The organism is Desulfosporosinus sp. FKA (genome assembly GCF_002196785.1).
GTDB lineage: Bacteria > Bacillota > Desulfitobacteriia > Desulfitobacteriales > Desulfitobacteriaceae > Desulfosporosinus > Desulfosporosinus acididurans.
Genome location: NZ_NAHZ01000028.1, coordinates 388,975 through 404,735, shown reverse-complemented (window position 1 = coordinate 404,735; position 15,761 = coordinate 388,975). Strand labels below are relative to the sequence as shown.

Sequence of the window (15,761 nt, the reverse complement as noted above, 5' to 3'; positions counted from 1 at the left end):
TTATCCTACCTTCCTGGCATCTTTCTCTGCCCGGTATTCTTGGCTTAAGGCTAAGAGTCGTTCACCGATAAACTTGGTATCCGTAACGTGTTCTTTTCCGTAAATTTCGATTCTCTTTCCAGGTCCATCCGGGGTCATTAAATCCGCCAGGCCGGTCCTGAGGATTTCCAAGGACTCGTCTTCCCGATTGCCGCAGAGGAGAAGAACACAGGGGAGACCCGGTTTTTGAGTCGGCAAAATCTCGCGGAGAACTTTGACAATGGCATGAGCATGATGCCACTGTTCTTGATTAGCCATCATGAAACCTCCAAGGAGATAACCGTCAATATTTGGCTGCGAGAGGACGCATTTTGCCACCCGGTATATCTTAGAACCCACGGGATTTCCGCTGGTATCAGCATAGTTCGCGGGTTTTAAGCCAACTTGATTTAGGGCATCGAGACCCATCATGGCGGAACCGCCGCCAATGGGGTGATAACCGATATGGTAAGGACTAACTTCGTCATACCCCATATTCATCAGAAATCCTGTTCCCCGGGCATCTGTCTCTTCGATACTCCAGCCAATATAATCAAGTTCTGTCGGCTCTCCGGGAAGATCCCGGGCAATCTTAATCCCGAATTCCGGGTGTCGGCTAACGGAACTATTGTCGATTTCCATCTTACAATCAGCGCAAATAAGTTCACCGTTTCCTGTCATAATTAAAGGATTAATTTCGAGAGTCTGACAATCGTATTTTTTATACGTTTGTGAAAGTTTGGCAAAGAAGGAGGCAAATTTACTCAAGTCTTTGGCCGGTATTCCCGCTTGACTCGCCAAATCAACTCCATCATAGGTTTGCAGTCCATTTACTGGGTTGACAAACATTTTGATAATCTTTTCTTCGGGTACGCTTTCAATATCCATGCCGCCCTCAGTACTAAACATGACCATGGGAGATCGAGCTTCTCTTGCACCATTAATCACGAGTGAGACGTAAAATTCCTTTTTGATATCAAGTTTTTCTTCAACAAGTACCTGACGGACCGGTAATCCTTTGACTGTCTTAGCCAGGATTTCTGCGGCGGCACTTGCTGCTTCTTCCGGAGTATTCACTAATTTTACGATCCCTGCTTTGCCGCGTCCTCCTGCCTGGACTTGGCCTTTGACGGCAACAGGGCCGCCAATCCATTCGGCGGCTTGCTTTGCCTCTTCGGGCGTAGCAGCTGAACGGCCTTTGGGAACAGGTATACCGGCTTTAGAAAGCCATTCCTTACCTTGATACTCTAAGAATCTTGCCATAATTTCTCCTCCAAAACGTAAAATTTTGATTTTTGATTTGATTTTCCAATGTCACTATCCTTACCGTTAATAAGTGAACAATATTGGAACTTTCATGAAATCATTGAACAAAATGTTCTTTGTAAACTGAATAGTAACTAATACATTTACCAAGTAATAAGAGTTTATCAAAGAAAACGAAACAGCGTTTTGAAGATTGTACATACTATAATTCTTTAGGAGGCGGACTCGCTGCTTTTTCTTTGTAATGGTCACATGAGATGACTGAAAATTCACCACCTTGACAATAATACATGCAAAAATCTTCCGTACTTGGATGAAGGATTTCGCAGGTACCTCTGTCTGCACAACTTGCACATAGACATTGAAGACAGAAACCCTCGAAGTTCATTTTCTTTATCCCTCCTTCTGGGGTATTAATAAGTGAATAACTCATTTAAATTACTGCAGCTTAAGAATTGCAATTCTGATGCCAATTTTTAAATGGACTCCCCTAAAAAACTCTATTGGTGTCCTTTGTTCCAATAGGGCAGCTTAAAATCCTTTGATATTGGTAGGTTGTGGCTAAATCGATGAGTCACAGTTTTATTAGACATAATCATTTTCAGGGGAATCCAGATAGCTTAAAATGATCTTAGTTATGCTTGCAACAAAAAGAAATGTTCCAAAGATGAAATTTATCATTTCATCTTTGGAACAAATAAAAACTAGTCTTTTAATTCATTACGTTTTCTCCAAAGAGTGGTACGTCCAATACCTAACTTTTGGGCTACCAGATTTCGGTCGTTCCCATACTGTGCTAACATCGAATCAAGAATTTGTTTTTCGGCTTGATCTAAAGCATCTTTAAGGCCATTTTCAAGATTGACTTGTAGTGAAAACATTTTGTTGTTTTTTTTAATCTCTTTATTTAATACTTTGTTTAAGATGCCAATCCAGCTGGGTATGTTTTTAAAATGATCAACTAATAACGATAACTGCTCGATCACATTACGCAGTTCCCGGATATTTCCCGGCCAAGTATATTCAAGCAATAATGGAAGCAGCTCGTTTTCCGTTTTGACATCGAGCTCTTTGCTGAATTTCTGGAAGAAAACTTTCGTTAGTAAGGGAATATCTTCTTTGCGCTCTCGTAAGGGGGGAAGTTTGATCCCAAAGACCTTCAAACGATAATATAAATCATTTCGGAATTCCTCGTGTTTGACCTTTTCTTCGAGGTTCTTATTTGTGGCACTGATTATTCGAATATCAACAGGTATAATTTTATCGCCGCCAATATGCATGATTTCTTTTTCCTGCAAGACTCTCAATAACCTGGCTTGCAATGATTTCGGTATTTCGCCGATTTCGTCTAAAAAGATTGTTCCGTTGTGAGCCAGTTCAAATAAACCCAGCTTCCCTTCTTTTTTAGCGCCTGTAAAGGCGCCGCCTTCATAACCAAACAATTCACTTTCCAGTAAATGTTCAGGAATAGCAGCACAATTCACGGCAATAAAAGGCCCGTTAGCACGTTGGCTTGAATTATGAATACTCTGAGCGAATAGTTCCTTACCGGTTCCTGATTCGCCTTCGATCAAGACAGAAGATTGGGTGGTTGCATACAAAGCAGCCATTTCTTTAAGTTCAAGCATGTTGGCGTTGTTTGTCAGAATATCTTCGAAATGATGCTTGGCTATAAATCCTTTATGATAAATCCGCTTGCGAATTTGTTGCTCTAAGTTCTGGACTTTTGTAACGTCTTGAAATGTACTCACGACACCGACCGGTTTGTCATTGAGAAAAATGGGTTGACGAGTAGCCGTTATTATCCCCCCATTGATCTTTTGAAGATAAGCGATTTCCGGTTCGCCATTCTTATAGACATTAGGAATTCCGGTATTGGGAACGATGTCTAAAACCTGTTTTCCCAGGGCATCTTCTTTCGGCAAACGGAAAATCCGTTCCGCTGAGGGGTTGAAGGTGACAATTCGATTTTGTTCATCCGTGACAATAATTCCCTCAGCTATGGAATTCAAGACTGCATTTAAGCGAATGGCTTGGTTTCTGACGAGTTGATGGACTTGAACGACGTGTTTCGTTTCCAGGATTGAACGGTAAACAGTTTCTTCTCCGGAACATATCTCAATTCCTTCTAAACCTTCTTCTTGAGCTAACTGAATGGCAACATTGCCGCCGATAATTACTTTTAGGCCACGCTTTTTAACATCGCTTACAGCTTGTATAATATCTTGTTTATTTAAATATATATATTCATGTAGAGTTTTGTTGAACATCGCTTCAATATCGCGTATACCATATATGTTTCGCCCATAGTTGAAGAAGGCGATGTCATTTACTTCTTTTGGAACTTGATACATAGACCGTACGATATTAAATTGGGTAATCGGAACGGAAATAACAGGGATGTCCACCACCCGCCTAATATACTCGGCAGTACCTCCTCGGCTCAAAATTGCATCTACTTTAGGTTCTATTTTCTGCGCAAGATTTGCAGCTTCCTCGAAGGCGGCAAATACATTGATATAGTTTATGCCTTCGCGTTTTGCTGTTTTTTCAAAGACCTCAGATAGTTTTGGATAGCTGGCAATTAGGGCGAGATTGAGTTGATCTAAATCACGTTTATTGTTCATACGAATCCCTCCTCAATAATTAATTTTTCCATATTTCATACAGATCCTTTGACTTGCAATGCTGTTTCAACTAAACGGTGTTGCAAGCCAAAGGAATAATTCAATGAGATGTCATTGAGGATTGATTTTGACAGGACAGTTTTCTGCTTTGTTTATGAAGCAATATAGATTACAATAAGAAAGACACATGCTCCAGAATCCATGAGCTTCATAAATTCTTCCCTATGTATAAGGCCTACATAGTAGACAATAGATTTTTAAACGGATGTTTCAAAGGATGAGTGAGAAAATGAAAAAAATTATTCTAAGTGCAGATAGTACCTGTGATTTTGACGATAAACTAAAAGAAAGATATGAGCTAAATTGTTGTCCATTACATATTCTTTTAGCAGAAAATGATTTTCGGGATGGAATTGACATTACACCGGATGACATTTTTGATACTTATCAAAAAAGACATATCTTGCCTAAAACAGCAGCTCCGAATCCTGCAGAATATGTCAATTATTTTAAAAGGTGGACGGATGAAGGACATGATGTTATCCATTTGAGCTTGGGATCAGGACTTTCGTCTTCTTACCAGAATTGTTGTCTAGCTGCACAGGAATTAAAAGGTGTCTATCCGATCGATTCAGGCAATCTCTCAACAGGAATAGGTCTTCTTGTAATTGAGGCGGCTGAACGTCTAGCAAAGGGAATGTCGGCTGAGAAAATCTCTGAGGAGGTTAAAGCTTTAAGGAGCAAGGTTCAGGCGAGCTTTGTCCTGGATAACTTAACTTATCTTTATGAAGGGGGCAGATGCTCTGCTCTTGCTGTCCTCGGGGCTAACGTCCTTAGCATTAAACCTTGTATTGAAGTGGACAATAGCAGCGGGAAAATGAAGGTCGGCAAAAAATATCGAGGTGCCTTCGATAAGGTTCTGAAATCCTATACAATAGATAAGTTACATGCCTATCCCGATATTAATTTAGATAGGGTATTTATAGTTCATTCTGGTATATCCTCCGAATATATCAACCTTGTTCGGAAAAATGTTGAGGAAATAACCGGTTTTAAGGAAATCATAATTGCAAAGGCCGGTTGTACGATTTCTTCTCACTGCGGGCCTAATACACTTGGCGTAATGTTTATGACCAATTAGTTTGGGGAAAAATCTTGCTCTAGTGAAATACAAATTTAGGCCATAATCAAGGGAGTAACAATGAGATTATGGCTTTTTTATTGCAGAGGAAAGGTATATTGCCGACGGATGAAATAAAGACAAGATGGGAGAACTTAGCTTGTCTGGAAAATGAGGAGATATGTCGATGTCAGACAGAATTGAGCCTTTGAAGGTAGATTCTCCTAACTTGGATACTCGCTTAACTATACGTGAACGAACAGAAAAAAATGAAGAACGACTATCGGTTTATGCTGCTAAGAGTAAAACGGCCCTCCGAGAACGTATGGAAGAAGAATGCCCCATTCGCACAAAATTTCAGCGGGATCGGGATAGAATTTTACACAGCAAACCCTTTCGGCGTTTAAAGCATAAGACTCAGGTTTACATCGCCCCTTCAGGGGATCATTATCGTACGCGAATGACTCATAGTCTTGAGGTTTCGCAAATCTGCCGCACCATTGGACGAGGTTTACAATTAAATGAAGACCTTATTGAGGCGATCGCTTTAGGGCATGATGTCGGCCACACTCCCTTTGGACATGTTGGCGAAGAGGCCTTGCAGAAGATCATTGGGCACTTTGAACATAATGAACAATCGATTCGAATTATGAACGTACTGGCACGTGAGGGCTTAGGGTTAAATTTGACAAGGCCTGTTCTTGACGGGGTCTTGAACCATACTGGAGAGGGAATTCCGTTAACCCTTGAAGGTCAAATTGTCAAAACCGGTGATCGTATCGCTTATCTCTGCCATGATTATGATGACGCATTACGAGCAGGGTTATTATCCCAAGATGATTTGCCGCAAAACGTGAAGAAGATATTAGGAGAAAAGCCCAGTGTTATGATTTCGAATATGGTCGTCGATATGATCGAAGCGTCGGAGGGAAAATCACAGATTCGCCAGACCATTGAAGTTGGGGGGGCAATGAACGAGTTTAGACAGTTTATGTTTGTAAAAGTATATAACAGTGCTGCTTTGCGGGAGGAACGGCGTAAAGGGCAGTACATTGTTCAAGCTCTGTTTGACTATTATATAAAGAATATCGAAAAATTGCCGAGCACTTATTTAGCTTGGGCTGAAGGCGACAAAACTCAAGCTGTAGTCGACTATATTTCCGGATTGACTGATAATTATGCCATTGATCTCTTTACAACTTTATTTATCCCGCGCTAAGACCGGCAGGGGTAAAGCAGGGGGCAAAAAAGAGAAAGACTATAGAAACTGAAATTCGTTTGCTATAACCTTTCTCTTAGCAATTGTCAATTAGATATTGGATTATTTTGATGCAAGAGTATAAGTTTTAGAAAAGAGAACCAAACTAAGGTTTGGGCAAAAGTCTGAAAAGACAACCTAAAATTTACATGACATGTATGCATACTTACTACTTACGTAGTTATTTACGAATCAAACTTTGATTACTCTTGAGCGGGACACTGGTATCCAGGCCTCCAAGAATAGCATCTTGTTTTTGCCCTTCTAAAAGGAATTGAACGCTTTGAACACCAGGCAAGTTCGTTATGCTATCTACGATACTGTAGATAGTCATCAATTCAGCGTCCGATCCACCGCCAAAATTCTTTCGAAATTGACTCGAAAGGTTAAGGGTAGCAATTCCGTTTTGAACGACAGCACTCCTCAAGATCGTTCCTTTAGGAAGGGGAGTTTCTGAACCTGAAGGAGGAGATGACAGCTCTTTAAACATTGCTTTAATAACTTCCTGATTTGAAACTTCAACAGTCCGTTGAGCAGGAACTAAAGCGCTCCCATCGGCATTAGGAAAGTAAAGTGTTAGTTTTACTGTTTTTGCTTGCGTTGCTGAACCTTCCGGTTCACTCGCTGAAGGTGATGAGGGTGTTGTTGTAGCAGTTGTTTGGTTATCTGATGATGACTGGGTTTGCTGAGTTTTTGCTGAGTTACATCCCGCCAAAACTGTGACGATAAGTAATAAGGCTATAAACATGAAACTATGTACTTTATGAATACCTTTAGTCATAATTTCTCCTTCCTCAAAATCGTCCTGTTTTAACAGGCCTATAAAGGACGATGCTCACAACAAGTTTAGTTTATTCACTGCTTATTCTAACATGCTTTTTGATAATGTTAAAGGGTATGGAAAATTATTCCATAATTTTTAGCCCCCTGAAGGGTTTTGTTAAGGAGAAAAGTCATAGTTGTGAGGCAAATATTTGTCGAAGAAAAGAGGGATTATGGACTAAAAGAGAGAATTAAATAGATCTTGAAATGAGAATTGCATCCTTCTTAAAACTAATTCTTGATAAGGGGTTTAAAAAAGAGGATTCCGTGAATTTTCGGCGAAGAATTGTTATAGAGATAGGGTTGACAAACCATCTGAATTGTGAAAGCAAATCGAAGGGCGAAGAACGTGGAAAACAGGGTTCATGAGGAATTAATTCCAGACGAAGTTATCGAAGAAGTGCGTATGCGTACTGAAATCGTTGAGGTCATATCTGAATATGTCAGCTTACAGCGCAAAGGTAAAAATTTCTTAGGCCTTTGCCCATTTCATGCTGAGAAAACACCAAGTTTTACGGTGACTCCCGAAAAACAAATGTTTTATTGTTTCGGTTGCCATACGGGGGGAAATGTTTTCTCTTTTCTTATGAAAAAGGAAAATTGGACGTTTTTAGAAAGTGTTCAAAGGTTAGCGCAGAGGTGCGGTGTTGTGCTCCCAGAAAAGGAAATGTCGACTCAAGAGCGAGAAAAGGCTCGGCTCCGACGACGCTTTGAAGAAATTAATGAATGGGCAGCCAACTACTATCATGATCTCCTGTTAAAGTCACCCGAAGGGGAGCCCGGGCGAAGTTATTTTAAAAAGCGCGGTCTAGATTCCGAGACGATGAATAAATTCCGTTTAGGGTATGCTCCAGAGCGGTGGGACGGTTTACTTGAGTATTTGCAAACACGCGGAGTACAGCCTTCGGAAGTCGCTGAAGCTGGGCTGGCCTTGGAAAGAGGAAAGTCAGACAAGAATGGAAGGAAATTTTACGATCGTTTTCGCAATCGAGTACTATTCAGTATTCTTGATCACCGCAATATACCGATTGCTTTCGGCGGACGCGTTTTAGATGATTCTGTTCCGAAATATTTAAACTCACCTGAAACGACTTTTTTTAATAAGAGACATCATCTTTACGGGATGCATCGAGCTCATCAAGGAATTCGAGAAAAAGGTTATGCCCTTTTGGCTGAGGGTTATATGGATGTTATTGCGCTTCAGAATGCAGGGTATCCTAATGCCGTAGCATCCTTAGGGACTGCTTTAACACGGGAACAGGCTAATCTCCTGAAAAGGTATGCAGGGCGCGTCGTTCTTCTGTATGACTCTGATGATGCAGGTCTCAATGCTGCCATACGCGGAGGAGAGATCCTTCGCGATACAGGACTTCAGGTTGAGGTTGTAATCTTGAAAGGAGCAAAAGATCCCGATGAGTTTTTAAAAAATCACAGCCATGAGGATTTTGACAAACTTGTTAAACAGGCAGTGACGTATGTTGAGTTCAAATATCAAACATTGACTCATAATCAACCTCCGCAGAACATTTTAGAGAAAGCTGAGCTGGTGCACAAGCTTGCTCCTGATATCCTTAAGGTGGTCAGTCCAGTTGAAAGAGAAGGGTATGAACGGTTCTTGAGTTTAGAGCTAGGGCTTACCTTAGAAGCGGTACAGCGTGAGATTAAAAGCCTGCGACAGAAAAAAAGTAAAAAAGAACGTTCTGGTGAATATTCGCCACAAAATCCGATTAGTTCTGAGAAAAATAGGGATAATATTAGTAATGCCATTATATGTAAGAGTGATTCGGAAGCCCCTCAACCGACCGTTGAACTGGGGGTATATAGAGCGGAACGGACACTTTTGCGCTTGTTATTAGAAGATATCTCCTTAGTAAAAAAAATTAAGGAGCAATTAGGAACCTCCTTTTGGAGAGTTTCCACGCATCAACAAATTTTTGATTATCTCGATCAGGAAGGCAGTTTACCTAACCGTAGCAATGAAACGGTTCAAAGTCATTTGGCAAGCCTACTCCTGGAAGAGTTTGATACATCCCAAACTGAGCGGTTGCTTGAAGATTGCATTCAAGGTATTCTCTCTGCTCAAACAGAGGAGACAGTTGAAGATCTGCAGGCTCGTATGGTTGCCTTAGAAAAATCCGGTGACATGGCAGGGGCCATGGCTCTGTTGAAAGAGATAGGAGAGCGGTTGAAACGTGGCAAATAGTAAGGTTAAAGGCACTCAAATGAAAGATCCTAAGGAGGACAGGGGACAATTGAAACAAGAGCAGCAAATGGACAACGTTCAGGCTCTTATACAAAATGGCAAAAAGAAAGGTTCCCTAACCTATGGAGAGATTATGGATGCTCTTCAAGGGATTGAGCTTTCTGCGGATCAAATCGATGATATTTACCAACAACTTGCTCAAATGGGAATAGACGTTGTGCCTGGGCCTGAGGATGTTGAACAGGAAGTCTTAAAAAAGGGCAAAGTTGACGATGATGATGACCTCGTGGATGATCCGGATGAAATCGAAGAAGAGACAGAAGTCGATCTTTCCGTTCCAGAAGGGGTAGGTATTGATGATCCTGTCCGCATGTATTTGAAAGAGATTGGCCGGGTTCCTCTTTTATCTGCTGAAGATGAGATTGAGCTAGCCAAAGGCATGGAGGCGGGAGATGAAGAATCAAAACGTCGTCTTGCGGAGGCTAACCTACGGCTGGTAGTCAGCATTGCTAAACGTTATGTTGGCCGGGGTATGCTCTTCTTGGACTTAATCCAGGAAGGCAATCTGGGCTTAATTAAGGCCGTAGAAAAATTCGACTATACCAAGGGGTACAAGTTCAGTACCTATGCAACTTGGTGGATTCGGCAAGCTATTACACGCGCAATTGCCGATCAAGCACGTACGATTCGGATTCCTGTGCACATGGTTGAAACGATTAACAAACTCATCCGGGTTTCCCGGCAGCTCTTACAAGAGCTGGGGCGTGAACCTGCTCCCGAAGAAATTGCCAAAGTGATGGATATTCCCGTTGAACGTGTGCGGGAAATTATGAAAATTGCTCAAGAGCCGGTCTCTTTAGAAACCCCCATCGGGGAAGAAGAAGACTCTCACTTGGGAGATTTTATCCCCGATGATGATGCTCCCGCTCCAGCCGAGGCAGCTTCTTTCATTCTCCTGAAAGAACAATTGGAGGAAGTTTTGGAAACGTTGACGCCACGTGAGGAAAAAGTCCTTAGGCTTCGTTTTGGACTTGACGATGGCAGGACCCGTACCCTGGAAGAAGTTGGACAGGAATTCGGCGTAACACGGGAACGAATTCGGCAAATTGAGGCCAAAGCTTTAAGGAAATTGCGTCATCCGAGCCGAAGCAAGAAGTTAAAGGATTACTTGGAGTAATTAAATACGATCAAGATTTAAGATTTTTAAAATAAAGGCTTGACTATTTCGGAAAGATTAACTATAATTATCCGTGCAAAGGGCATTCCTCGATAGCTCAATGGTGGAGCAACCGGCTGTTAACCGGTAGGTTGTAGGTTCGAGTCCTACTCGGGGAGCCAATTTATTTTTCCCTTTTCGGGCCCATAGCTCAGCGGTAGAGCCCCCCGCTCATAACGGGTTGGTCCTAGGTTCGAATCCTAGTGGGCCCACCACATTCGAATTCGATTGAATTGGAAATAAACAATTATACGACGTTCAATAATCGTGGTTCAAGTTAACCTGGAACTTCGATTATTGAACGTCTAATATCGAATAAGGGCGATTAGCTCAGCGGTAGAGCGCATCCTTCACACGGATGAGGTCATTGGTTCGAGACCAATATCGCCCACCAATGAAAGCAAATGATGGACTGTGGCAACTATGCCGGGGTCCATTTTTAATTTAATCCTTCTTGTTTCTCTGATGCGTATTTGGATATAATACTTTATAATATAATTTCGAATATAGAATTCTTATTTTATGAGGTGACCTATGACCTTTTCAGTAACATTGGGTCCGCGCCTTCAGTTGGTTGCATCCCTTGTTCCTTTAAACGCCAGCCTTGGGGATATTGGGACAGATCATGCTTATTTACCGATTGCGCTTGTAGAAGCCCAGAGAATTGCCAAAGCCGTTGCCGTCGATGTTCACGAAGGACCTTTTAAATCTGCCTTGACTGCGGTTAAAATACGGCAGCTAGAACCGGTTATTGATGTAAGATTGGGAGATGGGCTGAAGCCTCTTGCAGCAGGGGAAGTAAATGTCTTAACCCTTGCCGGGATGGGTGGGAAGACCATGTTAGAGATCTTCGCTGCTCGGCCAAAGGTATTACAAGCAGTGACGGATTTAATTGTTCAGCCTCAAGGAGGGGAAAGAACGTTACGTTTGTCTCTTTTGAACAGTGGGTGGCGCTTAAAAATAGAACGATTGGTCAAAGAAGATGAGCGCATCTATACAGTTATGGCTTTTTCCAGAGATGAAGGCCAAACCATGGCTGAATTATCCTGCCAAAAGGATGTCTGGCTTCAACGACTAAGCCCTCAAAAGCCGGAGAATAACAAGTTTTTAGGGCACTCAATGATCGTTGATAAGCTAGTCTGGTATTTTGGTCCTCTGATTTTAGAGGAAGCCACAGACCTTCTGAGAGAATATCTGGATGATTACAGCGGGATGCTTAGACGACAATTAGAACAAATGAAGCTATCCAATAAATCGGAAACTCTTGAAAAAATCAGAGATGTATCTGAGGAGTTAGTTTTGGTGGAGGGAATCAAAAAATGGCAGTATCGATAGGCCTTGTGGCACAACATATTGAAAAACTTGCCCCGAAATGCTGGGCCGAAGAGTGGGACAATGTTGGTCTGTTAGTTGGATCTGGTTCTGCGCCCGTTGAGCGCATTTTGATTGCTTTAGATGGGACTTTAGAGGTAATTGAGGAGGCTAAAGACTTTGGGGCGCAACTTATTGTTGCCCATCATCCGCTTATGTTTCGGCCCTTGAAAAATTTGAGGTCGGATAATCCTGCGGCAAAGATTCCCTTAACATTGTTCAACTATCAGATCGGATACTATGCGGCACACACAAATCTTGACCAGTCGAGGCTGTCATCCAGCCTAACATTAGGAGAGATTTTAGGCCTAAAAGAACTAAAGCTTCTTGAAGAGCAAAGTAATAACAGTAACTATAGCCGCCAAACCAACTTGAGTTCAGCAAATTCCACAGAGGAACTTCGTGGGTATGGAGTTATTGGTTACTTGGAGCGCCCGGAACCATTGGAAGTTGTCTGGGAGAACTTTTTGGAACGTTTGCTGCAGTCAAATTGTTATGCCCATCCTTATAATTTGACAGGAGTACGCTTAGCCGGGTCACTAAAAAAAGATGTGCGCAAGGTGGCAATTATCAATGGCAGCGGGGGCCGGTTTGTGCCGAAGGCACTGTTTAAAGGTGCGGATTTACTAATCACAGGAGATGTTGATCATCATGCGGTCCTTGATGCCCTTGAAGGAGGAATGGCTGTGGGCGACCTTGGCCATTTTCTAAGCGAAGCACCTATGCTTCAGGCATTATACTATTACCTGTCTTCTGAAAGGTCGCTGCAAGGTATAGAATTTAAAGTTAGTTCAAAAAATGCATCCCCTTGGCTATAAGCTAGGGGATGTTTTTTTACTTAAGAGAAGGCTAATTCGCGTGAAGACAAAGTCTACATGCTTCGGTTAAGATTTCATTATGGGATATCAACGAAAACCCCTCAACTGCAAAAAGTAAATTGTAGTTAAGAATTAATTAAAAAAGTTTGTGAAAGTGATAATTAATACTTGACACTGAATGATGAATCATGTTATTGTATGTATATAGAAAATAATCAGAAAATAAAATTAAGGCCAAAATATAGTTGTTAATTTTGAATTGTTTTTGGTCTGAAATTTTTAGTAAATAACTAAAGGAGTTGATGAGCATCATGAATCGAGCAGAAGTTCTCCGCATGGAACGCGAAAAGGTTTTAACCAATTTTAAAGAAGATAATGCAAATCGGGCAAAATGGTTAGCAGCCTTGATGGACATTGACGATGAAATGGAAGAAATGGAAAAGAACCAAAACTCTCCATTTGACCAAAACTGATTTTTTTAGTAAAATAACTGAGCGAAGTAAGCTAGATGATCGCGGGAGCAGGGACTGAAAAGTCGCTCCTGAGGAAAGTCCGAGCTCCATAGGGCAAGGTGCTGGGTAACGCCCAGTGGGGGTAACCCCAAGGAAAGTGCAACAGAGATATACCGCCTATCCAGAGACCAGTCATCAGAGGACGGAAGTCAGATATAATTAGTTCTGTTTCCGACATCCGGATTCCGATGACTGACTTCTGGATAGGTAAGGGTGGAAAGGCGAGGTAAGAGCTCACCGGCAGTCAGGTGACTGGCTGGCCATGTAAACCCCATCTGGAGCAAGACCGAATAGGGGAACGATGAACGGCCCGTTTTTGTTCCCGGGTAAGGTCGCTGGAGGCTGTCGGTAACGGCAGTTCGAGATAGATGATCATCACCTCCGCAAGGAGAGACAGAACTCGGCTTATAGGTTCACTTCGCCATGCTTATGGGAAACTGCTCATGTATAATGATACATAGCCGTTTCCCTTCAGTTTTATTAAGATCAGAAAAGGGAGAATCAATGGATTTGATTCTCCCCTTTCTGATCTTAATGATAGACATTTATAAAAAGAGAAGTTCTCTAAATCCTTATCTGATTAAAATATTTTTCACGAACTTAGGGGATTTATGAACCAAGGTATAAATAAAAAGCATAACAAAAGTTATAAAATCGTAGTCTAACATATGGTATAAATCTGAGTGTAAAAGTCGAAATTTGTTGAAAGAAAGATGTTGGTTTGTGCAATAATTTGACTTATTATATATACATATTAGCAATTTGATAGATTGAACTTATTTTATACGATAATAGCTCAAATATTTGTTTCTTAAGTTAAAGAAAGCGGGGATCAATGGTCGTGGATTTGGTATTGAAAAAGTTAAGCCCAAATTCAATAAAAGAGCAAAGAACACCTTTAGACTTATTTGATTCAAAGGGTAGGTTATTGCTTGCAAAGGGAAGCTTAATTACCTCTAATGTCTTGGCGAAGCTTAAGCGACAAGAAGTATATAAGATGGAAACTCGAAATGAAAAAAGGGCATTAATCAAGGCTCCTAAGACAATTAAGGAGTTTTCTAAGGACGTTTATGTAAAGCTTGTTGGCTGTTTATGGAGAATTTACCATGAGGCCCAACTCTTACAGCCACAGCATATTGAGAAGATGCTTGCTTTGGTTAAAGTAATTATGGAAGAATTACGGACAAAAGATACGTTCTTGGATTTGGAAGGTAATCGAATTAATCTTGAACGGTATAAACAACATGATTTTGGGACCTATATGCATGTTTTGAATGTGGCTTTATTGTCTGCAATTATTGGGCTACAGCTGAATTATAATGAAAATAAGCTTAAGAATTTAATTTTGGGAGCTCTGCTCCATGACTTAGGAAAATTACAAGTGCCTAAGGAAATTTTAAATAAACCTGGAATTTTGACGGAGGAAGAGCGAGATGTTATAAAGCAGCATCCTCTTTTGGGAGAAGAAATGTTGAAAGATGCCCGGCTGATATCTTCAGTACTTGCTACGATTAAAGAACATCATGAACGCTGGAATGGCAGAGGATATCCCTTCGGTTTGAAGGGTCAGGAGATCTATCAAGATGCCCAGATCGTAGCGGTAGCAGATGTCTACGAAGCTCTCACGGCTGATAGGCCCTACCGTAAAGGTCTTCCCCCATATCAGGCTTTGGAAATGATCATTGGCGGTTCTGGGACTGACTTTAACCCTCGTTTCGTTAAAGCCTTCCAGGAATCCCTGGTGCTCTATCCCGAAGGGTCCCTGGTTACCTTAAATACCGGTGAAATAGGAGTTGTGGCAGCAATACCCCTGAACATGCCAACTCGGCCACTCCTTCGCCTTTTATATGATCAAGAAGGACAATATTTCAAACAAACCATGTATGTCGATTTACTGCAAGACTTAACTCGTTTTATTAAACGATTAGAATTCAATCAATCCGAATGAGAAAGCAGGTATAAATTTTTGAGATGCTGCGAAAACTTAGGTTGAAAAAACAAACCTTGTGTTTATCTTTTTAGGGGAGAAGCAAGAGAGGCTATAAAGGAAAAAAGACAAGGAGTACTCTTTCTAATGGGTCTTAATTCAGAACTTTCTCCAATGGCCGTGGCCTTAGGTTCAATTATGCTGGGGGCCACGGGACAATTTCTATTTCGCTTAGGCATGCTGACATATGGAAAGGTTACAGTTACGGGGATTTGGAGGCAACTGGGGGCGATTATTTTTACTCCGGCTATTTTTTTAGGATTTATGTGTTTTGGGTTAAGCTCCTTTCTATGGCTTGTGGTGATATCACGCTGGGAATTAAGTTATGCCTATCCTCTGGTTGCTCTGGGGTATGTAATTGCCATCTTCTATGGTACATTGGTTCTTCATGAAAATCTTTCCTTTCCTAAAATTATGGGCAGCATTCTTATTTTGGCGGGGATTAGTGTTCTGGGCTTGTGGGCGACATAGCTTTAAAGAGAGCTTTAGAGCACAGTTGTAAGCTGCTGACAACGGAAGATTCGTGTAGTTTTTGAGAATAAA

The 15,761-nt window shown here is 41.4% G+C and carries 13 protein-coding genes, 3 tRNA genes and 1 other RNA gene; 13 read left to right on the top strand and 4 right to left on the bottom strand.

Annotated elements, in window-relative coordinates:
• The 3 genes from B5771_RS12515 to B5771_RS12505 form a co-directional block, all read right to left on the bottom strand.
• Positions 1–1,281 carry an ATP-grasp domain-containing protein gene (locus tag B5771_RS12515; protein ID WP_088187789.1) on the bottom strand — a complete coding sequence of 427 codons (1,281 nt, stop codon included), beginning with the start codon at positions 1,279–1,281 and terminating at the stop codon, positions 1–3.
• 205 nt (positions 1,282–1,486) lie between these two features.
• Positions 1,487–1,672, bottom strand: a complete 186-nt coding sequence (locus B5771_RS12510; protein WP_088187788.1) for a hypothetical protein — start codon at positions 1,670–1,672, stop codon at positions 1,487–1,489.
• 316 nt (positions 1,673–1,988) lie between these two features.
• On the bottom strand, positions 1,989–3,911 hold the full coding sequence (locus tag B5771_RS12505; RefSeq protein WP_088187787.1) for a sigma 54-interacting transcriptional regulator: 1,923 nt from the start codon (positions 3,909–3,911) through the stop codon (positions 1,989–1,991).
• A 289-nt stretch (positions 3,912–4,200) separates the two neighbouring features.
• On the opposite strand from B5771_RS12505, the gene B5771_RS12500 reads away from it, so the two are divergent.
• Together B5771_RS12500 and B5771_RS12495 are read left to right on the top strand one after the other, a co-directional pair.
• Positions 4,201–5,052: a DegV family protein gene (locus B5771_RS12500; protein ID WP_088187786.1), complete on the top strand. Its 852-nt coding sequence runs from the start codon at positions 4,201–4,203 to the stop codon at positions 5,050–5,052.
• Between the two features lie 166 nt (positions 5,053–5,218).
• Positions 5,219–6,250: a deoxyguanosinetriphosphate triphosphohydrolase gene (locus B5771_RS12495; protein WP_088187785.1), complete on the top strand. Its 1,032-nt coding sequence runs from the start codon at positions 5,219–5,221 to the stop codon at positions 6,248–6,250.
• A 220-nt stretch (positions 6,251–6,470) separates the two neighbouring features.
• Here B5771_RS12495 and B5771_RS12490 read toward each other — a convergent pair whose 3' ends face one another.
• On the bottom strand, positions 6,471–7,070 hold the full coding sequence (locus B5771_RS12490) for a GerMN domain-containing protein (RefSeq protein ID WP_088187784.1): 600 nt from the start codon (positions 7,068–7,070) through the stop codon (positions 6,471–6,473).
• A 447-nt stretch (positions 7,071–7,517) separates the two neighbouring features.
• On the opposite strand from B5771_RS12490, the gene dnaG reads away from it, so the two are divergent.
• The 11 genes from dnaG (at position 7,518) to B5771_RS12440 (ending at position 15,689) form a co-directional block, all read left to right on the top strand.
• Entirely contained in the window at positions 7,518–9,314 is a 1,797-nt protein-coding gene (gene dnaG / locus B5771_RS12485) for a DNA primase (protein WP_242966830.1), read from the top strand.
• A complete protein-coding gene (gene rpoD / locus B5771_RS12480) occupies positions 9,304–10,491 on the top strand; it encodes an RNA polymerase sigma factor RpoD (RefSeq protein ID WP_088187782.1) in 1,188 nt (395 codons plus the stop codon). Before dnaG ends, rpoD begins: the two co-directional genes overlap by 11 nt.
• A gap of 86 nt (positions 10,492–10,577) precedes the next feature.
• A tRNA-Asn gene (locus tag B5771_RS12475) sits at positions 10,578–10,652 on the top strand.
• Positions 10,653–10,670: 18 nt separating this feature from the next.
• A tRNA-Ile gene (locus B5771_RS12470) sits at positions 10,671–10,745 on the top strand.
• Between the two features lie 104 nt (positions 10,746–10,849).
• A tRNA-Val gene (locus tag B5771_RS12465) sits at positions 10,850–10,924 on the top strand.
• A 140-nt stretch (positions 10,925–11,064) separates the two neighbouring features.
• Entirely contained in the window at positions 11,065–11,865 is an 801-nt protein-coding gene (locus B5771_RS12460) for a class I SAM-dependent methyltransferase (RefSeq protein WP_088187781.1), read from the top strand.
• A complete protein-coding gene (locus B5771_RS12455; RefSeq protein WP_088187780.1) occupies positions 11,850–12,719 on the top strand; it encodes a Nif3-like dinuclear metal center hexameric protein in 870 nt (289 codons plus the stop codon). The genes B5771_RS12460 and B5771_RS12455 overlap by 16 nt, the downstream gene beginning before the upstream one ends.
• 311 nt (positions 12,720–13,030) lie before the next feature.
• Entirely contained in the window at positions 13,031–13,192 is a 162-nt protein-coding gene (locus B5771_RS24325; protein ID WP_162531698.1) for a hypothetical protein, read from the top strand.
• A 23-nt stretch (positions 13,193–13,215) separates the two neighbouring features.
• Positions 13,216–13,655, top strand: an RNA gene (gene rnpB, locus B5771_RS12450) — RNase P RNA component class A.
• 573 nt (positions 13,656–14,228) lie between these two features.
• Positions 14,229–15,179, top strand: coding sequence for an HD-GYP domain-containing protein (locus tag B5771_RS12445; protein WP_242966822.1), 951 nt, complete (start codon positions 14,229–14,231; stop codon positions 15,177–15,179).
• Between the two features lie 126 nt (positions 15,180–15,305).
• Complete coding sequence (locus B5771_RS12440; protein WP_088187779.1) at positions 15,306–15,689, top strand: EamA family transporter; 384 nt, start codon at positions 15,306–15,308, stop codon at positions 15,687–15,689.
• Positions 15,690–15,761: the final 72 nt, after the last annotated feature.